Below are 16,980 nucleotides of genomic sequence, written 5' to 3'. Positions count from 1 at the left end.
TCGGCGTGCCGGCGCCGGATCTGGTCGCGGCGCGCCGCGCGCATCTCGCGGCGCCGGCTGTTCAGCGCGGCCTCGGCCTTGCCCGCCGTGCTGGCGCGCCGGATCTGCTCGCGCAGCGGCACGGCGTCGCCGTCCCAGGCGATCCCGCTCCGCGCGCCTGGCGCGCAGCGGGTGAAGAGCCCGGCCTCGAGCCGCGCGTCGATCATCTCCCGCTCGACAGGATGGATCGCATCAGGCATGGGGAACCTCGGCGCCGGCCCGGGTCTCGCGCCCGGCTTCCCGCTGCTCGCCCGCGTCGATCCGCCGGAAGATTTCTTCCGCCCGCGCCATGAGCCGGGCCGCTTCCTCGGCCCTCCCGTCTTTTTGGGCCGCCCGGGCGCGGACCTCGAGAATGCGCGCGCGGATGTACCTGAGCTTCCTGAGCATGAGTCAGTCCTTGGAGTGATAGAGGATCTTGAGCAGCTTCTCGGCCGCGATCAGCGGGAACAGCATCGCCGCGTCGCCGAGCTTCATGTCGTGCACGCCGTCCATCCAGTTCTGGACGGTCTTCTCGGTCCGGCCGGTGTAGAGCGCGGCGCGCGCCCGGCGCTCCTCGACGCGCATGTTCGGGAAGGCGGCGCGGAGCAGGCGGTTCGCGGTCACCCGGCCCATGTCGCAGGGCCGCGTTCGGTGTCGGTAGGAATGGGCAGAAAACTCCACGGAAAAGCTCCTAAAATGGACGCTGCGCGGCAATCGCGCGGAAAATGGTCTTCGGTTGCGGGGTAATGAGTGAGGGGTGATGACCGGAGACGGACGGGTCGGCGTTCGAAAGGGCGCCGGCCCGCGCCTTGTCGAGGCGGGAACGCGCTGGCGTCGTGCAGAGTCTCCAGACGGATGGTCGGGAGACTCTGGCAGTGCTAGGGTGTTCAACAGCACCTTTATGGGGCCGCTGATGGACGCCCCATTCTCGATCCGGGATACGGTCGAACGGTCCACTCCCAGCCTTCGAGCAAGATCGTCTTGGGACCAGCCCCGCGCGAGCCGAAGCGATTTTATGTCTTGGGCCATCATCATGTGGGTAGTGTGCGTTACGCACACTTTCCAGTCGAGTCGATACGCACACCCATCCCGTGCGATATGCACGGGATGACAAACAGTGATACGAGGCCGGAGACCGCCCAGCGTCTGCAAGCAGCACGCGAAGCATCCGGCTTTCCATCAGCCAAAGCAGCCGCGCGGCGCTTCGGGTGGAGCGAGGACACCTACGCTCAGCACGAAAACGGCACTCGTGGGCTGACGCGCTCGGCTACGCGCTACGCGAAGGCGTTCAAAGTTAGCAGCGCGTGGATACTGACGGGCGAAGGAGACGGCCCAGGAGAGAGCTCAGAAATCATTTCAGAGCTCCGCGCGATCGTGCTCGCCCTCCGCAACGACGATGAGCGTCGCGAGCTTCTTCAGATGGTTCGACGCTACAAGCTTGGGATCGACGCAGAAGCCCGCGAGCGTCTCTCAGGAGAAGGCGAAGGTCATGCAGGGGGAGGGTACGAAAAATAGAGAGGATCTCATCCACATATTCGTATTCATCCAAGGCATTATTTCCTTTTCAGAAAGATTACCAAGGTTGTATCGGTAATATTCCAGTACATTCTTAAACAGAAATGTGGGTAAATAAATGGCGCTTGATGCTAGTGAACGAATTATCATTGAGACAAGGGTTGCAAGCAAGGCACCCTCGCCAACTACTTCTTACATTTTGTGGCTTTTCATTGGGATATTCTCGGGACATCGATTTTACCTTAGACGCCCTGGTACTGCAATTTTGCAGATATTGTCTTACTCTATTCTAATTGGATTTTTCTGGTGGATCGTAGATGCCTTCCTGATCAATGGAATGATCCAGAAGCGTCGCGACGAAATTCGCCACCGATTGATGACAGAAGCTCTGGCGCGCGGCGCCTACGCACCAATTGAGCCACGGCTCACCTAGCACCTGACCTCCCAAGGGCACACAGCCGCGTAGGAATCAAAGAGCGGGCCGAGGCACGATTTGCGCCTCGGCCCGCTCTTTGATTCCTACGCGAGGGAGCGCCGGGTGAGTCGGCGTTGCCCCTCTTTTCCTTGTGTGCGTTACGCACTTATTCTTCTTGAAAAGTGTGCAATACGCACATACGTTTCTCCCACGCCAGCTTGAGCCGCACTGGGAGATCGCCGCATGCCACACCCACTCGTCATCGGGGCCATCGTGAGCCTCGCCCTCTGGGCCGGCCTCGCATGGGTCGCGCATCTCGCGAGGGCCTTCTAATGCCCGTCCCCCTCGCCCGCGCCGCCCTCATCGCCGGCGCCGTCTGGATCGGCGGCGCGGCCGCGCTGGTGACCTCGGCCGAGATCGACCGCCGGCTCCACCCGCTCGAATACCCGCTCCCCTACGAGATGGAGGGCCCGGCCGACCCCGCCCCGTCGCCGGACGAAAATTCCTTCGGCCCCGTCATGCCCGCCCCCGACGAGGAGCCCGCGATATGATGGCCTTCACCCTCCCCGCCGACACGCCGCTGGCCGAGCGCGTCACCCGCGCCCGCGATGCCCGCGCCGCGGTCGTGCTGAACGGCCGCTCCCTCGACGAGCTGCATCAGCTGATCCTCGACACGCGCGAACTCGAGCGCGCCTTCACCGAGCGCACGATCGCCGTCGCCGACGGCGCCGCGCGGACCGAGCGCGAGATCCACGCCGCCCGCGCCTGGATCACCGGCACCTGCCTCGCCGCGCTCATCATCCTCGCCGCCCGCGCGGGAGGGCTGCCGCTGTGAGCGATCCCATCCAGCCCGAAGTGTCCGAGGACATGAACCTGCTCGCCGCCTGGATCGACTACATGCTGAACGGGACGCTGGCCGTTGCTACCGAAGCGCCGCGCCTCGGCTTCGTCCTGCTCGTGGCCGAGTTCGGCAAGATCGAGGATGGCCGGGTCAACTACATCAGCAACGGCCAGCGCGAGGACATGATCGCGCTGCCCCGCGAATACCTCGGGAGCCTCGAAGGCCGCGCCCAGGGCTTCAAGCGCCGCGCGAGGACATCATGAGCGCGCGACGCCGCCGTGGCCGAGGCGGCGATCGACCTGGTCGCCCGCGGCGATTTCGCGGCGGCGATCTCGATCCTGCGCTGCCACGTCGCCGAGCTCGAGAAGGCGCGCGGCACGAAGACCGTCTACGATTTCCTCAACTGGTACGACCTGCCCGCCGAGACCCGCCCGCCCTTCTGGGACTGGATCGCGGAGCGGCGGGCGAAGGAGGCGGTCGCGTGAACAGCGCGCTCCTGTCCGACCTGGTCCACAACTGGCGCCTCGCCCGCGCCGAGCGGCAGGTCTTCCGCGCGTGCGCGGCGCGGCTCCGGGCCGACGACGATTTCCGCCGAGCCCGGCAGCGGCACGGATCGCTCTTGCGGAGTGCTTCGCGATGAGCCGCGTGACCGAACTCATCATCGACAGCTTCGCGGGCGGCGGCGGCGCGAGCACGGGGATCGAGATGGCGCTTGGCCGCTCGCCCGACTATGCGATCAACCACGACCCGATTGCGCTCGCGCTCCACCAGGCGAACCACCCCGAGACGATCCACCTCTCGAAGAACGTCTGGCATATCGACCCGCTCGACGTCGTCGGGCGGCGGCCGGTCGGACTCGCGTGGTTCTCGCCGGACTGCAAGCACTTCTCGAAGGCGAAGGGCGGCGCCCCGGTGAAGAAGAACATCCGCGATCTGGCGTGGGTCGTGGTGCTCTGGGCGAAGCGGGCGCGGCCGCGCGTCATCATCCTCGAGAACGTCGAGGAGTTCCGGACCTGGGGCCCGATCGACGCCGATGGGCAGCCGTGCCCGGAGCGGCGCGGGCAGACCTTCGACGCTTGGGCGAAGGAGTTGCGGCGGCTCGGCTACAAGGTCCAGTGGCGCGAGCTTCGCGCCTGCGACTACGGGGCCCCTACCATCCGCAAGCGCCTCTTCGTCATCGCGCGCCGCGACGGGAAGCCGATCGTCTGGCCGGCGCCGACGCATGGTGATCCGAAGACCGCGGCGGTTCAGAGGGGGGATGTCGCGGCGTGGCGCACGGCGGCGAGCATCATAGACTGGTCCCTGCCCTGTCCGAGCATCTTCGACACCAGCGAGGAAATCTGGCGCAAGCATGGGCTCCGCGCGAAGCGGCCGCTGGCCGAGGCGACTATGCGGCGGATCGCGCGCGGCATCCGGCGGTACGTGCTCGAAACCGCGTCCCCGTTCATCGTGCCCACGACGCACCCGAGAGACGCGCGCATCCATGGCCTCGACGCGCCGTTGCCGACACTCACGAACGGCGGCGGGGGGCGCGGAGAGCGCGCGCTGGTGACGCCCTTCGCCAACTACGCCCGGCAGGGCGGCTCGAACCGCTCGGCCGATGACCCGCTCCACACGATCACCGCGAGCGCCAAGGATCAGAACGTCGTCGTCGCGCCGACGCTGATCCAGACCGGCTACGGCGAGCGGGAGGGCCAGAAGCCCCGCTCCCTCGATCTCGGCGCGCCGATCGGGACGCAGGTCGCTGGCGGCTCCAAGCACGCGCTCGTGGCCACCTTCCTGGCGCAGCACAACGATGGCCCACGAAACGGGAGCCTCGCGGGCCGCCCGGCCGATGAAGCGGTGAGCACGATCTCAAGCCGGGGCGCGCAGCAGCAGATCGTCGCGGCGCACTTGAGCATGATGCGGAACAGCGGCAAGCCCACGTCGGCCGTCGATCAGCCGACCCACACGATCACCGCCGGCGGCGCGAACCCGGCGCTCGTCGCCGCCTTCCTCCAGAAATACTACGGGACTGGTGACGGTGCCCGTCTCGATGAGCCCGGCCACACCGAGACGACACGGGACCGCTTCGGCCTCGTCACGGTGGAGATCTCAGGCGAGCCCTATGTCATCGAGGACATCGGGATGCGGATGCTGACGCCGCGCGAGCGGTTCCGGGCACAGGGCTTCGCGGATAGCTACGAGATCGGGCATGGCGTTCTTCCGGATGGGTCGCGCGTGAAGCTGACCGGCGAGCAGCAGGGCCGCGCCTGCGGCAACAGCGTGTGCCCGGACATCGCCCGCGCGCTGGTCGAGGCGAATTGCGCGGATATGGCGATCGGCGTGAGCCGGTTCGCAGCGGAATGATGGAAGGACCCTCGCGATGACCCGGCACACCCGCCCCGCGACGCCCGCCAGGCTCTCCGAGCAGCCGCGCGCGATCGCCTATGTCTCCGCTTCGTTCCTCCGGGATGTCGTCCACATCTGGCGCCTCACCCGCGCCGAGCGCCGGCTCTTCCACGCGTGCACGGCGCGGACCAGGGCCCACGACGATCTTCGCCGGGCGCAGCGGCGGCACGGCGCGCTCCTGCGGCGGAGTGGCCAGTGACCCAGCGCCGCGCCCTCGAATTCGTGCCGCGCCTCCTGCCGGCTCCGGAGGCGGCGCGCTACCTCGGCGTGAGCGAGACCATGCTCCGCACCCTCGGGATCGCCCGGCGCATGCTGGGCGCCAAGCGTCTCTATGACCGAATCGACCTCGACGCCTATGCTTCCGCCCTGCCCGTCGAGGGCGAGGTCGAGACGAACACATGCGACGGAAAATTCGGAGTTCGACGGTGACCCTCCCCCACATGCAGACGGTGCGGAAGAACGGCAGGATCTACCGCTACGCCCGGCCGCCGAAGGGGAACCGGACGCGCCTGCCCGACCTGCCGATGGACCATCCGGAGTTCCTCGCGGCCTACGCCGCCGCCATGAAGACGCGGCCCGCCCAGGTCCGCGCGCCGGCCGGCACGATCGCCGCGATGGTCGAGGGCTTCCGCCGCTCGCGGAGCTGGCTCGACGGCCACTTCGAGAGCTACCGCGCCGCGCTCGCCAGGCATTTCGAGGCGATCGTCGAGCAGTCCGAGGAGGCCATGGCCGCGCACCTGCGCGCGGCCCACATCCGCGCCGGCATCGAGCCGCTCCCGCCCCACGTCGCTGCCCAGCGGCTCAAGGCCTGGCGGCTCGCCCGCGCCTTTGGCGTCGAGAAGGAGATGCTCGTCGAGAACGTCTCCGGCGGCGTGAAGAGGAAGCGCGTCGCGAAGACGGAGGGCCACCTGCCGTGGACGCGGGACCATATCGAGGCCTACCGCGACCGCTGGCCGCTCGAAACGCCACAGCGCCTCTGCATGGAGGTGCTGTTCCGGACCGGCGCCAGAATCGCAGACAGCGTCCGGATCGGGGAGGGCATGCTGGGCCGCGATGGCGTGCTGAGCTTCCGCCAGGCGAAGACGGGGAACGAGGCCTACATCCCCGGGACCTGCCCCCTGCCCGCCTTCTCCGCCGCGCTGGCGCCGGATCGCGACTGGCTCCACGCCGCGCTGGCCGCGCGCCGGCTCCGGCACATGACCTTCCTCGCGACCCCGCGCGAGATCGCGGCCTGGACGGGCCATCGCACCCTGTCCGAGGCGCAGCGCCACACCGAGAAGATGTACCGCCGGAACGCCGTGCGCGGGGCGGATCCGAGCGTTGATTCTGCGAACCGATCCGCCGGTTCAGAAGCGAACAGCTAAAGCACCACTGATTTCAGTATGTCAGAGAAGGGTTGGCGACCCCTCCAGGGATCGAACCCGGAACCTGCGGATTAGAAGTCCGCCGCTCTATCCAGTTGAGCTAAGGGGCCGCTCGGCGGCGGCCGCGGGGCCGCGCGCGTCTTGGTCTCGTCAGTGCGTCCAGGGAGCGCGGCGCTGCGCGGCGAAGTTGTCGCCGTAGCCGTTCGGGCGCAGCACGTGGGCGCGCGGCTTCGGATCGAACAACTGGTAGGCGAGGCCATGGCGCGTCGCGTAGGCCACGGCCTCCGCGCTCGTCCGGAAGCGCAGCGTCACCTGGCTGTCCATGTCGTCCGAGCCGGTCCAGCCCATCAGCGGATCGATGAAGCGGGCATCCGCCGGGGCGAATTCGAGGATCCAGTCATGCGTCTTGGCTGTCCCGGACTGCATCGCGTTCCGGGCCGGCTTGTAGATCCTCGCAACCATCGACTTCTCCGTGGAACACCTGCGACGGTTATGGCCAATCCGCGCGGCGGGATCAAGCGGCGGGAAGGGTCCGGGGCGCGCGCGGGAGAGCGTGACGGGAGGGGGGGAATGGCGGCGCCGCCGATCATGGCGGGGGTGAATCGTCGTCCGGATACGAGGGAGCGAGGGGTGGGGTGGGTGTACGCACCCGGACGACGACCACTTCGCTGCTTGCCGGACCCTTGTACACCAGCGGAAGAACACACGCAAGGGTTTAGCAACCCATGTCGGGATCGACTATAGGCGGAAATCCGCCGATCCGCCGCCACCGCCCGCGGCACTTGCACTTCGCGCCGGATCGACCATGTTTGGAAGCAGGCCGCCTTTCCCGCGCGGCCCACCCCCGGAACGATCGGAACAGCCGCGATGCCCCTCGTCGACATGCTGACCATTCCCGCCGTCGATCCGCGGCGCGCGAAGCTCGAAGGCGGCAAGAAATTCGTGCTCGAGTCGGAATTCTCGCCCGCGGGCGACCAGCCCGCGGCCATCGCGGAACTGGTTCAGGGAATCGACGCGGGCGAGCGCAACCAGGTCCTGCTGGGCGCGACGGGAACCGGCAAGACCTTCACGGTGGCGAAGGTCATCGAGGCGACCCAGCGCCCGGCCATCATCCTCGCGCCGAACAAGACACTGGCCGCGCAGTTGTACGGCGAGTTCAAGGGATTCTTTCCGAACAACGCGGTCGAGTATTTCGTGTCGTACTACGACTATTACCAGCCGGAGGCTTATGTGCCCCGGTCCGACACCTATATCGAGAAGGAAAGCCAGATCAACGAGCAGATCGACCGGATGCGCCACGCGGCGACCCGGTCGCTGCTGGAACGCGACGACGTGATCATCGTCGCCTCCGTTTCCTGCATCTACGGCATCGGCTCGGCCGAGACCTACGGGGCGATGACTCAGGATCTGATCGCGGGCAATTCCTACGATCAGCGGCGGGTGATCGCGGACCTGATCGCGCAGCAGTACCGGCGCAACGACGCCGCCTTCTCGCGCGGCGGCTTCCGGGTGCGGGGCGACCTGCTCGAACTCTGGCCCGCGCATATGGAGGATCGCGCCTGGCGCTTCTCCTTCTTCGGCGACGAGCTCGAATCGGTGCACGAATTCGATCCGCTGACGGGCGAGAGGACCGCGACGCTCAACAGCGCCCGGGTCTATGCGAATTCGCATTACGTGACGCCCCGGCCGACGCTCAACCAGGCGATCAAGGCGATCAAGACGGAGCTGCGCCAGCGGCTCGACCAGTTCGTGGCCGAGGGCAAGCTCCTCGAGGCGCAGCGGCTGGAGCAGCGCACGAATTTCGATCTCGAGATGCTGGAGGCGACCGGCGTCTGCAACGGGATCGAGAACTATTCGCGCTATCTCACCGGGCGCAAGCCCGGCGAGCCGCCCCCCACGCTCTTCGAATACATCCCCGACAACGCGATCGTCTTCGCCGACGAGAGCCACGTGACCGTGCCGCAGATCGGCGGCATGTACCGGGGCGACTACCGGCGCAAGTTCACGCTCGCGGAGCACGGTTTCCGGCTGCCCTCCTGCATGGACAACCGGCCGCTCAAGTTCGAGGAATGGGACGCGATGCGGCCCCGGTCGGTCTTCGTCTCCGCGACCCCCGCCGCCTGGGAGATCGAACAGGCGGGCGGCGTCTTCGCCGAGCAGGTGATCCGGCCGACCGGCCTGCTCGATCCGCCGGTCGAGATCCGGCCGGTCGCGGCGCAGGTCGACGACCTGCTCGACGAGGTGCGGCGCGTCGCGGCGGCGGGGAACCGGGCGCTCGTCACCGTGCTCACGAAGCGGATGGCCGAGGATCTGACCGAGTACCTGCACGAGCAGGGGATCCGGGTGCGCTACATGCATTCCGACATCGACACGATCGAACGGATCGAGATCCTGCGCGACCTGAGGCTCGGCGCCTTCGACGTGCTGGTGGGCATCAACCTGCTGCGCGAGGGGCTCGACATTCCGGAATGCGCGCTGGTCGCGATCCTCGACGCCGACAAGGAAGGCTTCCTGCGTTCGGAGACCTCGCTCATCCAGACCGTCGGCCGCGCGGCGCGCAACGTCGACGGCCGGGTGATCATGTACGCCGACGGGATCACCGGCTCGATGGAACGCGCGATCGCGGAGACGAACCGGCGGCGCGAGAAGCAGGTCGCCTACAACGCGGCGCACGGGATCACGCCCGCGACCGTGCGCAAAAACGTCTCGGACGTGCTCGAAGGGCTGTTCCCGGCCGATACCGACCAGGCGCGGATCACGACGCGGGTGGAGAAGCCGATGGTCGGCGCCAATCTCGCCGCCCATCTCGACGCGCTCAGGAAGGCGATGCTGAAGGCGGCGGAGAACCTCGAATTCGAGGAGGCCGCGCGGATGCGCGACGAGATCAAGCGGCTGGAGGCGGTGGAACTCGCCGTCGCCGACGATCCGCTGGCGCGGCAATCGGCGATCGAGGCGGAGGTGGAGATCGCCGTCGCCCCGCGCTCGAAGGCGGGGCGCGGTGGCACGCGGGCGGTGCGCGGCAAGAGCCAGAAGAAGTTCCGGTGAGCCGCGGGCGGCGCGCCGCGGGAGCCCGCGCGACGCGCCCCGGACGCATTGACAATCCCCGCCCCGCGCCGCGATAGCTCGGCTATCACGAAACCGTCGCGGAGGGGCGGATGCTGGGATTTCCCGTCGCCCCCCCGGGGCTGCGCGTCGGCCTGCTGGGCGGTTCCTTCGACCCGCCCCACGCCGGGCATCTGCACATCTCGAAATGGGCGCTCCGCGCCTTCCGGCTCGACCGGGTCTGGTGGGTGGTGAGCCCCGGCAACCCGCTGAAGCGGAACGCGCCCGCCGACATGCCGCGCCGGCTCGCCGCCTGCCGGGCCATCGCGCGCGACCCGCGAATCGTCGTGACCGACGTCGAGGCGCGGCTCGGCACCCGGCACACCCAGGCGACGCTGACGGGTCTGCGCCGGCGTTATCCCGGCGCGCGCTTCGTCTGGCTCATGGGCGCGGACAATCTGCGGAGCTTCCACCGCTGGGACCGCTGGGAGGAAATCCTCGGGACCGTTCCCGTCGGCGTGCTGGCACGGCCCGGCGAGCAGCTTCGCGCCGGGCTCTCGCCGGTGGCGCGCGGCTTCGCGCGCTGGCGGCTGCCGCGCGGCGCGGCGGCCACCCTGCCCTTCCGCGATCCGCCCGCCTGGACGCTGCTGAGCGGGCGGATGCTCGACCTCTCCTCCACCGAGTTGCGCCGGCTCGGCCGCTGGCAGGGCTGAGACCGGAGCTTCCTCGCCCGCGACCGCGCGGCGCATTGGACAGCGTCCGCCGCGCTGGCTAACCTGCGCGCCAAGGCCGGCCGGTAACACGCGCGGCCGGGAAATATCCACGGAGGGGAGCGACCCATGGACATGAACAATTCTCTGGTGGTCGGCGCGGGCGCGCTGCTCGTCGGCATCATCATCGGCTATTCGATGAGCGGCGGCGAGGACGAGACCGCGCGGGAGGCCCTGGCCCGGACCGAGGCGCTGTCGACCCAGGTCGAGGCGATGTCGGGCAAGGTCGACGGGCTCGACCAGAAGCTCGGCGGCGTCGAGGCCGCCGTCGTGGCGTTCAACGCCACGCAGAACGAGGCGCTGACCGCTCTCAGCGGCCAGATCCAGGGGATCGGCCAGACGGTTTCCGGCGCGGTGGACAAGCTCGGCGCGGGCATCGGCGAGACGATGAAGTCGCAGATGGACGGAATGCGCTCCGCCCTGTCCTCGATGCGCGGCATGGGCGGGACAGGGGGCGAGACCGGGGGCGAGTCCGGAGGCGACTCCGGGCCGGCGGGCGGACAGGCGGCCCCGGCCGGGACCGGCACCGCGCTGCGGCCGGGCATGACGGCGGTGATCTCGCCCGACAAGCTGCATGTCTTCCTCTCCTCCGCGGACAGCGCGGCGGGCAGCGCCATGGTCGCGGTCAACGGCCAGTCGCTCCAGACGCTCAAGGTCGGCGAGGAGCAGGAGGCGAACGGCTGCCACTTCAGCCTCACCGGCTTCGACGCCGATGGCGCGGCGATGATCGACGGCGGCTGCTGAGGCGGCGATGAGCGCGGCCGCGCGGCCCGCCGGACCGTCCCGCCGGGACATCCTGGCGGGTCTCGCGGCCATCGCGCTCGGCGCGGGCGCCGCCCCGGGGCGGGCGGCCACCGGCGCCGAAAGCACCGAGACGATCCTCGCCCGGTCGGGCCTCGCGCGGGAGACGGGATTCGTCGTCGTCGATCTCGCCACCGGCGCGCCGCTCGAGGCGCACCGCGCGGACCGTGGTTTCCCGCCCGCCTCGGTCGTCAAGATCCTGACCGCGCTCTACACCCTCGACACGCTCGGCTCCGGCTACCGGTTCCGCACGCGCGTGATCGGCGCGGGAGGCGACCTCGTCCTGATGGGCGACGGCGCGCCCGGGCTCGATACCGACGCGCTCGGGGATCTCGCGCGCGAGGTGGCGCGCCGCGCGTCGGGGGCGCGGCGGCTCTTCACGGCGAGCGGCGCCCTGCCCGCGATCGAGATGATCGACCGCGACCAGCCGCCGCTCGCCGCCTACAACCCCGCGATCTCCGGGCTGAACCTCAACTACAACCGCGCCTTCCTCAGCTGGTCGCGGGGCCGGATGTCGGTCAGCGCGCCCGGGGAGAGATTCGAGGCCCCCGTCGCCGTGCCGAGGGTCGTCCCCACCGACCGCGCCCGCCCCGGGCATGGCGACGGGCCGGAGGGCGAGGTCTGGCGCATCCCGCGCGCGAAACTCGCCGGACGCGGCGGCCTCTGGCTGCCGGTGCGCGAACCCGCCGCCTACGCGGGCGGCGTCTTCTCGACGCTGCTCGGCGGCGCGGGGCTCGGGCCACCCGCGCCGGCGGGCGCGGCGCCCGCCGGGACGAGCGGGCCGGCGCTGGCGGAACATCTCTCCGACCCCGCCGTTGATCTGGTACGGAGCATGCTGTTCCACTCGACCAACCTGACGGCGGAGACGCTCGGCCTCCGCGCGAGCCAGGCGCGGGGAGCGGCCGCCCCGGACCTCGCGCGATCGGCCGGGGCGATGGAGAACTGGGCGCGCGGAACGCTGGGACTGGAGAAGGCGGTGATCCTCAACCATTCGGGCCTGACCGAGGCGACCCGGATCGCGCCCGCCGATCTGGCGGGCGTGCTGATCCGCGCCCAGGGTCCGCTCTCCGACCTGCTGCGCGAACGCAAGCTCGCCGGGGCGCCGGGAGAGGCGGGGTTCGATCCCGGGCGCGCGCGGCTCCTCTGCAAGACCGGCACGCTCGATTTCGTCAGCGCTCTCGCCGGCTACCTGACGACGGCCGGGCGCCGGCTCGCCTTCGTGATCTTCGCCGCCGATCCCGCCGCGCGGGCGCGCATTCCCGCCGATCAGCGCGACAATCCGCCCGGCGCGAAACCCTGGGCGAAGCGGGCGCGCGGCCAGGAGCAGGCGCTGCTGCGCCGCTGGGTCGAGGTTTACGGGGGATGAGGATGCCCGGGACATGCTGGCGGCCCGTCCTCGCCGCCGCGCTCCTGCTCGCGAGCGCCGCGGCGCCCCGGGCCGAGGGGCCGGAGGACGCGATCCGCGCCCGGCTCGAAACCTGGGCCGACGCCTTCAACGCGGCGGATCCGGGACGCGTCTGCGAGATCTACGCCGGGGATTTCGAGGGCGTCTGGCCGGGTCTGCCGGACGCGGACAAGGCGGCCGCCTGCGACCGGGTCGACGAGGTGCTGGGCGACCCGGCGCGCGATGTCACCTACGCGCCGCAGATCGAGGAGATCCTGATCGCGCCCTCGGGGGATTTCGCCGCGGTCCGCGCGGTCTGGACGCTCGGGATCGAGGACGCGGGTTCGGTCACGACCAGCCAGGAGCGGCGGCTCGACATCCTAACGCGGGAGGCGGACGGCGCGTGGCGCATCCGCCGGTCGATCGGCTTTCCGGCCGAGGAGATGCGCGAGCCGCCCGGCTGAGGCGTTCAGATCCCCGAGGGCAGCCGCCTGTGACGCGCGCGGCTGCCGTGTTCGATCGCCGCCGCCTGCAGCAGGTCGATGTTCATCTCCTCGCGCAGTTCGAGCAGGAAGCGGAGCTCCGCCTGGAACGGATGGAGATCCGCCGCGACCACGTCGCAGGCGAGCGCGTAGGCCGTCTCCTGCAGCGCCGGGGGCAGCGCGTCGCGCACGAGCCCGAACAGCGCCTCGAGCCCGTCCTCCTCGGCGAAGAGGTCGAAGACCGTCTGGCTCACCGTCCGGATCCGGTCGCGGTCGTAGCCCTCGAAGACGGGAAGCGTGTCGACCATGCGGCTGATCGACAGCAGTTCGAGCGTCGTCATGTTCTCGTCCGAGGCCGAGACGCCGATCATCACGGCGACGAGCGCGTCCTGGGCGGAGAAGGAGGGAGTGGGAAAATCGCTTGCCATGTCCTGTGCGCGCCCCGGAATGCCGATGTCGCGCCTCGTATACCGGCTCGGGCGGCGCGCCGACAAGTGCCGCGCGCGGCCGTCCTCCCCCTCGGCGCCCCCGCGACTTGACCGCGAGCCCCCGTTTCCGCATAGGGGGCGCTTCCGTTCACCTGATCGCCCGTTCGGAGGACCGATCCCATGACCGCGTTGCGCGAAGCCGCCCTGACGTCGAAGGCCTGGCCGTTCGAGGAGGCGCGCAAACTCGCCAAACGCTACGAGAAGGCGCCGCCGGAGAAGGGCTACGTCCTCTTCGAGACCGGCTATGGCCCGAGCGGCCTTCCGCATATCGGCACCTTCGGCGAGGTCGCGCGCACGACGATGATCCGCCGCGCCTTCGAGGCGATCTCGGACATTCCGACCCGGCTCATCTGCTTCTCCGACGATCTCGACGGGATGCGGAAGGTGCCGGAGAACGTGCCGAACCAGGAGATGCTGCGCGAGAACCTGCAGCGCCCGCTGACCTCGGTGCCCGACCCGTTCGGCACGCACGAGAGCTTCGGCGCGCATAACAACGCGATGCTCCGCCGCTTCCTCGACACCTTCGGCTTCGAATACGAGTTCTATTCGGCGACGGAGTTCTACCGCTCCGGCGCGTTCGACGCCGTGCTGCTGCGCGCCGCGGAGAAATACGACGCGATCATGGAGGTGATGCTCGCGAGCCTGCGCGAGGAGCGGCAGAAGACCTATTCGATCTTCCTGCCGATCTCGCCCACGACGGGCCGGGTGCTCTACGTGCCTTTGAAGGAGGTGAACGCGAAGGACGGCACGATCACCTTCGACGACGAGGACGGCACCGAGCTGACCGTGCCGGTGACCGGCGGCAACGTTAAGCTGCAGTGGAAGCCCGACTTCGGCGCCCGCTGGGCCGCGCTCGGCGTCGATTTCGAGATGTACGGCAAGGACCATTCGACCAATACGCCGATCTACGACCGGATCTGCGAGATCCTCGGCGGCAGGAAGCCCGAGCATTTCGTCTACGAACTCTTCCTCGGCGAGGGCGGCGAGAAGATCTCGAAGTCGAAGGGCAACGGGCTCACGATCGACGAATGGCTGACCTATGCCTCGACCGAGAGCCTCGGCTACTTCATGTTCCAGAAGCCGAAGACCGCGAAGCGGATGTTCTTCGACGTGATCCCGAAGGCGGTGGACGAGTATCACCAGCAGCTTCGCGCCTATCCGGGCCAGGATCTCGCCCAGCGGATCGCCAACCCGGTCTGGCACGTCCATCAGGGCGAACCGCCGGCGGATGACATGGTCGTCTCCTTCTCGATGCTGCTCAACCTCGCGAGCGCGGCGAACGCCCATGACAAGGACGTGCTCTGGGGCTTCATCCGGCGCTACGCGCCCGATGCGACGCCCGAGAGCCATCCGACGCTCGACAAGGCCGCGGGCTTCGCCGTGCGCTATTTCGAGGATTTCGTGAAACCCGCGAAGGTCTACCGCGGCCCCGACGCGCTCGACGTCGCGGCGCTCTCGGAGCTGCGCGACCGACTGCGGGCCTGGGAGGGGCCGGCGGAGGCCGGCGCGCTGCAGGACATGGTGTTCGAGGTCGGCAAGACGCATGGCTATGACCCGCTCCGCGCCTGGTTCGGCACGCTCTACGAGGTGCTGCTCGGCGCCGAGCAGGGGCCGCGCTTCGGCGGGTTCATCGCGCTCTACGGCGTCGACGAGACGGTGGCGCTGATCGACGCCGCGCTCGCGGGCGAACTCGCGGCCTGATCACACTCCCGCGCCGGGCATTGACAGGCGTCCCGTTCGGGGCGCCTATTTCCCCTGCCCGGTTGGGGAGTTAGGCGATGCGTTTCAGGGCGACGATCGCGGTGATCGCCGGCAGTCTCGGCCTCGGCGGCGGCAAGGCGCCGCCGGACGAGACGGTGGAGATCCGCGCCGTCATCTCGGATCTGGTGCGCGCCGTGCGCGCGGGCGACGCGCGGGGCGCCGACAGGCTCGTCTCGCGCCAGGCCCGGCGCGAGAGCGGCGGGCCGAGGACCTTCGCCCGCGCGACGCTCGACGCCCATCCCGAACTCCGCTCCGACAGCGCCGTGCAGTTCGCGGGCATCGCGGAATCGGGGCGCCAGCGGCTGCAATCGGCGCTGATCACCGACGGGGCCGGCGCGCTGCATTTCGTCGACTGGCAGATGGTGCGCGACGGCGACCGCTGGGTGGTCAACGCGATCCAGTTCCGCGCCGCGACCGAGGCGCGCGCCGCCCCGGAAGCCGTCAGAAGCTGATCCAGGTCGCGAGCTTCACCCCGTAGGACCGGTCGCCCGCCACCGTGGTATCAGCGCCGAACTGGAGATGGAGATGCTCGCCCAGGCGCCGGACGACCGAGGGGGCGAGGCGAACCAGCGGCGCGGCGCGGGGATAGAGCCCGGTCCAGACCTGCAGGATCAGCATCCAGTCGTCATCCGGCCTGAGCCCGATCGTGAAATCCGCCTTGTAGACGGTGTCATTCGCCGGAACGAGCCGCTCGGCGGAGCTTTCGACACCCATCCAGCCCTGCCCGAGGCCGATCTCGAATCCCCGTCCCCAGGCGAGGCCGAGGCGGGCGCGCGTATCAGCCCCCTCCTCGGAATCGACGCGCCGGCCGAGCCCGAGGTCGAGGGCGAAGCGGTCGCCCGCCGGCGTCGTGGCGACCGGCCAGCGGAGGAAGGCGAGGCCGGTCCACAGATCCGCCTCCGGTCCCCAGCCATAGGCGCCGTCGAAGCCGAGCGTCAGCCGTTCCGTCAGCCCGTATTCGGCATAGACCGAGCTTTGCGAGCGGAAGCTCTGGTCGGGCGCGAGCAGCGCCGGGGATCCGGAGGAGGCGGACTGGCCGAGCGCGAGGAAGGTCGTCCCCTCCGCGCGGGGCCAGGCCCCCGCGGCCGCGCCTTGCGCGGGCAGGAGCAACGTCAGACCGAGCAGGATCGCGCGCATTCCACCTCTCCCGAAACCCGAGGAGGAAACATCGGATCCGGTTAACGGCGCCTTGATCGAGCCGGATGAACCGCGCGCGCGAAGCTGCTATCCTCCCCGCCACTCAGGGAGGAAGAGACCATGCCGACCATCTCGCGCGACGCTCCGGTGCAAACGGTCATCACCACGTTCGAAATGACCCCGGGCACCTGCCACGACCTGCTCGAGGAGCTGCGCGACGCCTACGAGAGCTTCATCCGCCACCAGCCGGGCTTCCTCGGCGCGGGACTTCACGTGAACGACGCGCAGACCCGGATCGCCAACTATTCGCAATGGGCGCGGCGGGAGGATTTCCTCGCCATGCTGCGCTCCGACGAGATGCGGAGCCGCAACCGGCGCATCGCCGAGCTCTGCCGGGGCTTCGAGCCGGTGATGTACGACGTGGCCGAGACCTTCGGCACGTGATTCTCCCGCCCCGGCCAACGCGCGACACCCCCGGACCCCGCGCCGGGAAAATCGCGCGCGGGCAGGCGGAGGCGGACCTGACCGATTTTATCACCTTTTCAGGGATTTAGGCTCAAGCCCTTGAATT

25 protein-coding genes, 1 tRNA gene and 1 pseudogene are annotated in these 16,980 nt (G+C 69.4%); 19 read left to right on the top strand and 8 right to left on the bottom strand.

The window, feature by feature from the left end:
- From FJM51_RS13485 to FJM51_RS24725, 4 genes and pseudogenes are all read right to left on the bottom strand, one after another.
- Window positions 1-239, bottom strand: a 239-nt coding sequence (locus FJM51_RS13485; protein WP_140454659.1) for a hypothetical protein, incomplete at its 3' end; no start/stop codon positions are given.
- Window positions 232-426, bottom strand: coding sequence for a hypothetical protein (locus FJM51_RS13480; RefSeq protein ID WP_140454658.1), 195 nt, complete (start codon window positions 424-426; stop codon window positions 232-234). The genes FJM51_RS13480 and FJM51_RS13485, both read right to left, overlap by 8 nt.
- A 3-nt stretch (window positions 427-429) precedes the next feature.
- Window positions 430-699, bottom strand: a complete 270-nt coding sequence (locus FJM51_RS24430) for a hypothetical protein (protein ID WP_233713125.1) — start codon at window positions 697-699, stop codon at window positions 430-432.
- Between the two features lie 240 nt (window positions 700-939).
- Window positions 940-1,047, bottom strand: a pseudogene (locus FJM51_RS24725) (helix-turn-helix transcriptional regulator); the annotation flags it as partial.
- Window positions 1,048-1,125: 78 nt separating this feature from the next.
- On the opposite strand from FJM51_RS24725, the gene FJM51_RS13470 reads away from it, so the two are divergent.
- The 11 genes from FJM51_RS13470 to FJM51_RS13425 all read left to right on the top strand — a co-directional run bounded on the left by FJM51_RS13470 (window position 1,126) and on the right by FJM51_RS13425 (window position 6,544).
- Window positions 1,126-1,533: a helix-turn-helix domain-containing protein gene (locus FJM51_RS13470; RefSeq protein ID WP_140454656.1), complete on the top strand. Its 408-nt coding sequence runs from the start codon at window positions 1,126-1,128 to the stop codon at window positions 1,531-1,533.
- A 118-nt stretch (window positions 1,534-1,651) separates the two neighbouring features.
- Window positions 1,652-1,966 (top strand): TM2 domain-containing protein, encoded by a 315-nt coding sequence (locus tag FJM51_RS24905; RefSeq protein WP_140454655.1) that lies wholly within the window; start codon window positions 1,652-1,654, stop codon window positions 1,964-1,966.
- A gap of 314 nt (window positions 1,967-2,280) precedes the next feature.
- Entirely contained in the window at window positions 2,281-2,499 is a 219-nt protein-coding gene (locus FJM51_RS13460; protein WP_140454654.1) for a hypothetical protein, read from the top strand.
- Window positions 2,499-2,783 (top strand): hypothetical protein, encoded by a 285-nt coding sequence (locus FJM51_RS13455; protein WP_140454653.1) that lies wholly within the window; start codon window positions 2,499-2,501, stop codon window positions 2,781-2,783. Before FJM51_RS13460 ends, FJM51_RS13455 begins: the two co-directional genes overlap by 1 nt.
- A complete protein-coding gene (locus FJM51_RS13450) occupies window positions 2,780-3,052 on the top strand; it encodes a hypothetical protein (RefSeq protein WP_140454652.1) in 273 nt (90 codons plus the stop codon). The genes FJM51_RS13455 and FJM51_RS13450 overlap by 4 nt, the downstream gene beginning before the upstream one ends.
- A 15-nt stretch (window positions 3,053-3,067) precedes the next feature.
- Window positions 3,068-3,274, top strand: coding sequence for a hypothetical protein (locus tag FJM51_RS13445; protein WP_140454651.1), 207 nt, complete (start codon window positions 3,068-3,070; stop codon window positions 3,272-3,274).
- On the top strand, window positions 3,271-3,429 hold the full coding sequence (locus tag FJM51_RS23795) for a hypothetical protein (protein ID WP_181164554.1): 159 nt from the start codon (window positions 3,271-3,273) through the stop codon (window positions 3,427-3,429). The genes FJM51_RS13445 and FJM51_RS23795 overlap by 4 nt, the downstream gene beginning before the upstream one ends.
- Window positions 3,426-5,138 carry a DNA cytosine methyltransferase gene (locus tag FJM51_RS13440; protein ID WP_140454650.1) on the top strand — a complete coding sequence of 571 codons (1,713 nt, stop codon included), beginning with the start codon at window positions 3,426-3,428 and terminating at the stop codon, window positions 5,136-5,138. Before FJM51_RS23795 ends, FJM51_RS13440 begins: the two co-directional genes overlap by 4 nt.
- A gap of 16 nt (window positions 5,139-5,154) precedes the next feature.
- Window positions 5,155-5,379 (top strand): hypothetical protein, encoded by a 225-nt coding sequence (locus FJM51_RS13435; RefSeq protein WP_140454649.1) that lies wholly within the window; start codon window positions 5,155-5,157, stop codon window positions 5,377-5,379.
- On the top strand, window positions 5,376-5,609 hold the full coding sequence (locus FJM51_RS13430) for a helix-turn-helix domain-containing protein (RefSeq protein ID WP_140454648.1): 234 nt from the start codon (window positions 5,376-5,378) through the stop codon (window positions 5,607-5,609). The genes FJM51_RS13435 and FJM51_RS13430 overlap by 4 nt, the downstream gene beginning before the upstream one ends.
- Complete coding sequence (locus FJM51_RS13425) at window positions 5,606-6,544, top strand: site-specific integrase (RefSeq protein WP_233713121.1); 939 nt, start codon at window positions 5,606-5,608, stop codon at window positions 6,542-6,544. The genes FJM51_RS13430 and FJM51_RS13425 overlap by 4 nt, the downstream gene beginning before the upstream one ends.
- A 33-nt stretch (window positions 6,545-6,577) precedes the next feature.
- Here the strand turns inward: FJM51_RS13425 and FJM51_RS13420 are convergent.
- Both FJM51_RS13420 and FJM51_RS13415 read right to left on the bottom strand, forming a co-directional pair.
- Window positions 6,578-6,654: transfer RNA gene (locus FJM51_RS13420), tRNA-Arg, on the bottom strand.
- Between the two features lie 40 nt (window positions 6,655-6,694).
- Window positions 6,695-7,006 carry an ETC complex I subunit gene (locus tag FJM51_RS13415; protein WP_140454646.1) on the bottom strand — a complete coding sequence of 104 codons (312 nt, stop codon included), beginning with the start codon at window positions 7,004-7,006 and terminating at the stop codon, window positions 6,695-6,697.
- 405 nt (window positions 7,007-7,411) lie between these two features.
- Here FJM51_RS13415 and uvrB point away from each other — a divergent pair, with 405 nt between their 5' ends.
- The 5 genes from uvrB to FJM51_RS13390 all read left to right on the top strand — a co-directional run bounded on the left by uvrB (window position 7,412) and on the right by FJM51_RS13390 (window position 13,005).
- Window positions 7,412-9,589, top strand: a complete 2,178-nt coding sequence (gene uvrB, locus FJM51_RS13410; RefSeq protein ID WP_140454645.1) for an excinuclease ABC subunit UvrB — start codon at window positions 7,412-7,414, stop codon at window positions 9,587-9,589.
- A gap of 110 nt (window positions 9,590-9,699) precedes the next feature.
- Entirely contained in the window at window positions 9,700-10,299 is a 600-nt protein-coding gene (locus FJM51_RS13405) for a nicotinate-nucleotide adenylyltransferase (RefSeq protein WP_140454644.1), read from the top strand.
- Window positions 10,300-10,431: 132 nt separating this feature from the next.
- Window positions 10,432-11,100, top strand: coding sequence for a hypothetical protein (locus FJM51_RS13400; RefSeq protein WP_140454643.1), 669 nt, complete (start codon window positions 10,432-10,434; stop codon window positions 11,098-11,100).
- Between the two features lie 7 nt (window positions 11,101-11,107).
- Window positions 11,108-12,523, top strand: a complete 1,416-nt coding sequence (locus tag FJM51_RS13395) for a D-alanyl-D-alanine carboxypeptidase (RefSeq protein ID WP_140454642.1) — start codon at window positions 11,108-11,110, stop codon at window positions 12,521-12,523.
- Window positions 12,524-12,525: 2 nt separating this feature from the next.
- Entirely contained in the window at window positions 12,526-13,005 is a 480-nt protein-coding gene (locus FJM51_RS13390) for a YybH family protein (RefSeq protein ID WP_181164553.1), read from the top strand.
- A 5-nt stretch (window positions 13,006-13,010) separates the two neighbouring features.
- On the opposite strand, the gene FJM51_RS13385 is transcribed toward FJM51_RS13390, so the two are convergent.
- Window positions 13,011-13,451, bottom strand: a complete 441-nt coding sequence (locus FJM51_RS13385) for a tellurite resistance TerB family protein (protein WP_140454640.1) — start codon at window positions 13,449-13,451, stop codon at window positions 13,011-13,013.
- 180 nt (window positions 13,452-13,631) lie between these two features.
- On the opposite strand from FJM51_RS13385, the gene FJM51_RS13380 reads away from it, so the two are divergent.
- Both FJM51_RS13380 and FJM51_RS13375 read left to right on the top strand, forming a co-directional pair.
- Entirely contained in the window at window positions 13,632-15,212 is a 1,581-nt protein-coding gene (locus FJM51_RS13380) for a lysine--tRNA ligase (RefSeq protein WP_140454639.1), read from the top strand.
- Window positions 15,213-15,289: 77 nt separating this feature from the next.
- A complete protein-coding gene (locus tag FJM51_RS13375; RefSeq protein ID WP_140454638.1) occupies window positions 15,290-15,724 on the top strand; it encodes a DUF4864 domain-containing protein in 435 nt (144 codons plus the stop codon).
- Here the strand turns inward: FJM51_RS13375 and FJM51_RS13370 are convergent.
- Window positions 15,714-16,409, bottom strand: a complete 696-nt coding sequence (locus FJM51_RS13370; protein ID WP_140454637.1) for a hypothetical protein — start codon at window positions 16,407-16,409, stop codon at window positions 15,714-15,716. The genes FJM51_RS13375 and FJM51_RS13370 overlap by 11 nt on opposite strands.
- Window positions 16,410-16,529: 120 nt before the next feature.
- Here FJM51_RS13370 and FJM51_RS13365 point away from each other — a divergent pair, with 120 nt between their 5' ends.
- Window positions 16,530-16,853: an antibiotic biosynthesis monooxygenase family protein gene (locus tag FJM51_RS13365; protein ID WP_140454636.1), complete on the top strand. Its 324-nt coding sequence runs from the start codon at window positions 16,530-16,532 to the stop codon at window positions 16,851-16,853.
- The last annotated feature ends 127 nt before the right edge of the window (window positions 16,854-16,980 follow it).

This window comes from Amaricoccus solimangrovi (assembly GCF_006385685.1).
Classification (GTDB): Bacteria; Pseudomonadota; Alphaproteobacteria; order Rhodobacterales; family Rhodobacteraceae; genus Amaricoccus; species Amaricoccus solimangrovi.
This window is presented reverse-complemented; position numbering and strand designations above follow the sequence as displayed.

Excerpts from the sequence above, each read along its gene's own strand:
- FJM51_RS13480 (WP_140454658.1), bottom strand. The coding sequence starts at position 426 with ATGCTCAGGAAGCTCAGGTACATCCGCGCGCGCATTCTCGAGGTCCGC.
- FJM51_RS13470 (WP_140454656.1), top strand. The coding sequence starts at position 1,126 with ATGACAAACAGTGATACGAGGCCGGAGACCGCCCAGCGTCTGCAAGCA.
- FJM51_RS24905 (WP_140454655.1), top strand. The coding sequence starts at position 1,652 with ATGGCGCTTGATGCTAGTGAACGAATTATCATTGAGACAAGGGTTGCA.
- FJM51_RS13460 (WP_140454654.1), top strand. The coding sequence starts at position 2,281 with ATGCCCGTCCCCCTCGCCCGCGCCGCCCTCATCGCCGGCGCCGTCTGG.
- FJM51_RS13455 (WP_140454653.1), top strand. The coding sequence starts at position 2,499 with ATGGCCTTCACCCTCCCCGCCGACACGCCGCTGGCCGAGCGCGTCACC.
- FJM51_RS13440 (WP_140454650.1), top strand. The coding sequence starts at position 3,426 with ATGAGCCGCGTGACCGAACTCATCATCGACAGCTTCGCGGGCGGCGGC.
- FJM51_RS13435 (WP_140454649.1), top strand. The coding sequence starts at position 5,155 with ATGACCCGGCACACCCGCCCCGCGACGCCCGCCAGGCTCTCCGAGCAG.
- FJM51_RS13415 (WP_140454646.1), bottom strand. The coding sequence starts at position 7,006 with ATGGTTGCGAGGATCTACAAGCCGGCCCGGAACGCGATGCAGTCCGGG.
- uvrB (WP_140454645.1), top strand. The coding sequence starts at position 7,412 with ATGCCCCTCGTCGACATGCTGACCATTCCCGCCGTCGATCCGCGGCGC.
- FJM51_RS13405 (WP_140454644.1), top strand. The coding sequence starts at position 9,700 with ATGCTGGGATTTCCCGTCGCCCCCCCGGGGCTGCGCGTCGGCCTGCTG.
- FJM51_RS13400 (WP_140454643.1), top strand. The coding sequence starts at position 10,432 with ATGAACAATTCTCTGGTGGTCGGCGCGGGCGCGCTGCTCGTCGGCATC.
- FJM51_RS13395 (WP_140454642.1), top strand. The coding sequence starts at position 11,108 with ATGAGCGCGGCCGCGCGGCCCGCCGGACCGTCCCGCCGGGACATCCTG.
- FJM51_RS13390 (WP_181164553.1), top strand. The coding sequence starts at position 12,526 with ATGCCCGGGACATGCTGGCGGCCCGTCCTCGCCGCCGCGCTCCTGCTC.
- FJM51_RS13385 (WP_140454640.1), bottom strand. The coding sequence starts at position 13,451 with ATGGCAAGCGATTTTCCCACTCCCTCCTTCTCCGCCCAGGACGCGCTC.
- FJM51_RS13380 (WP_140454639.1), top strand. The coding sequence starts at position 13,632 with ATGACCGCGTTGCGCGAAGCCGCCCTGACGTCGAAGGCCTGGCCGTTC.
- FJM51_RS13375 (WP_140454638.1), top strand. The coding sequence starts at position 15,290 with ATGCGTTTCAGGGCGACGATCGCGGTGATCGCCGGCAGTCTCGGCCTC.
- FJM51_RS13370 (WP_140454637.1), bottom strand. The coding sequence starts at position 16,409 with ATGCGCGCGATCCTGCTCGGTCTGACGTTGCTCCTGCCCGCGCAAGGC.
- FJM51_RS13365 (WP_140454636.1), top strand. The coding sequence starts at position 16,530 with ATGCCGACCATCTCGCGCGACGCTCCGGTGCAAACGGTCATCACCACG.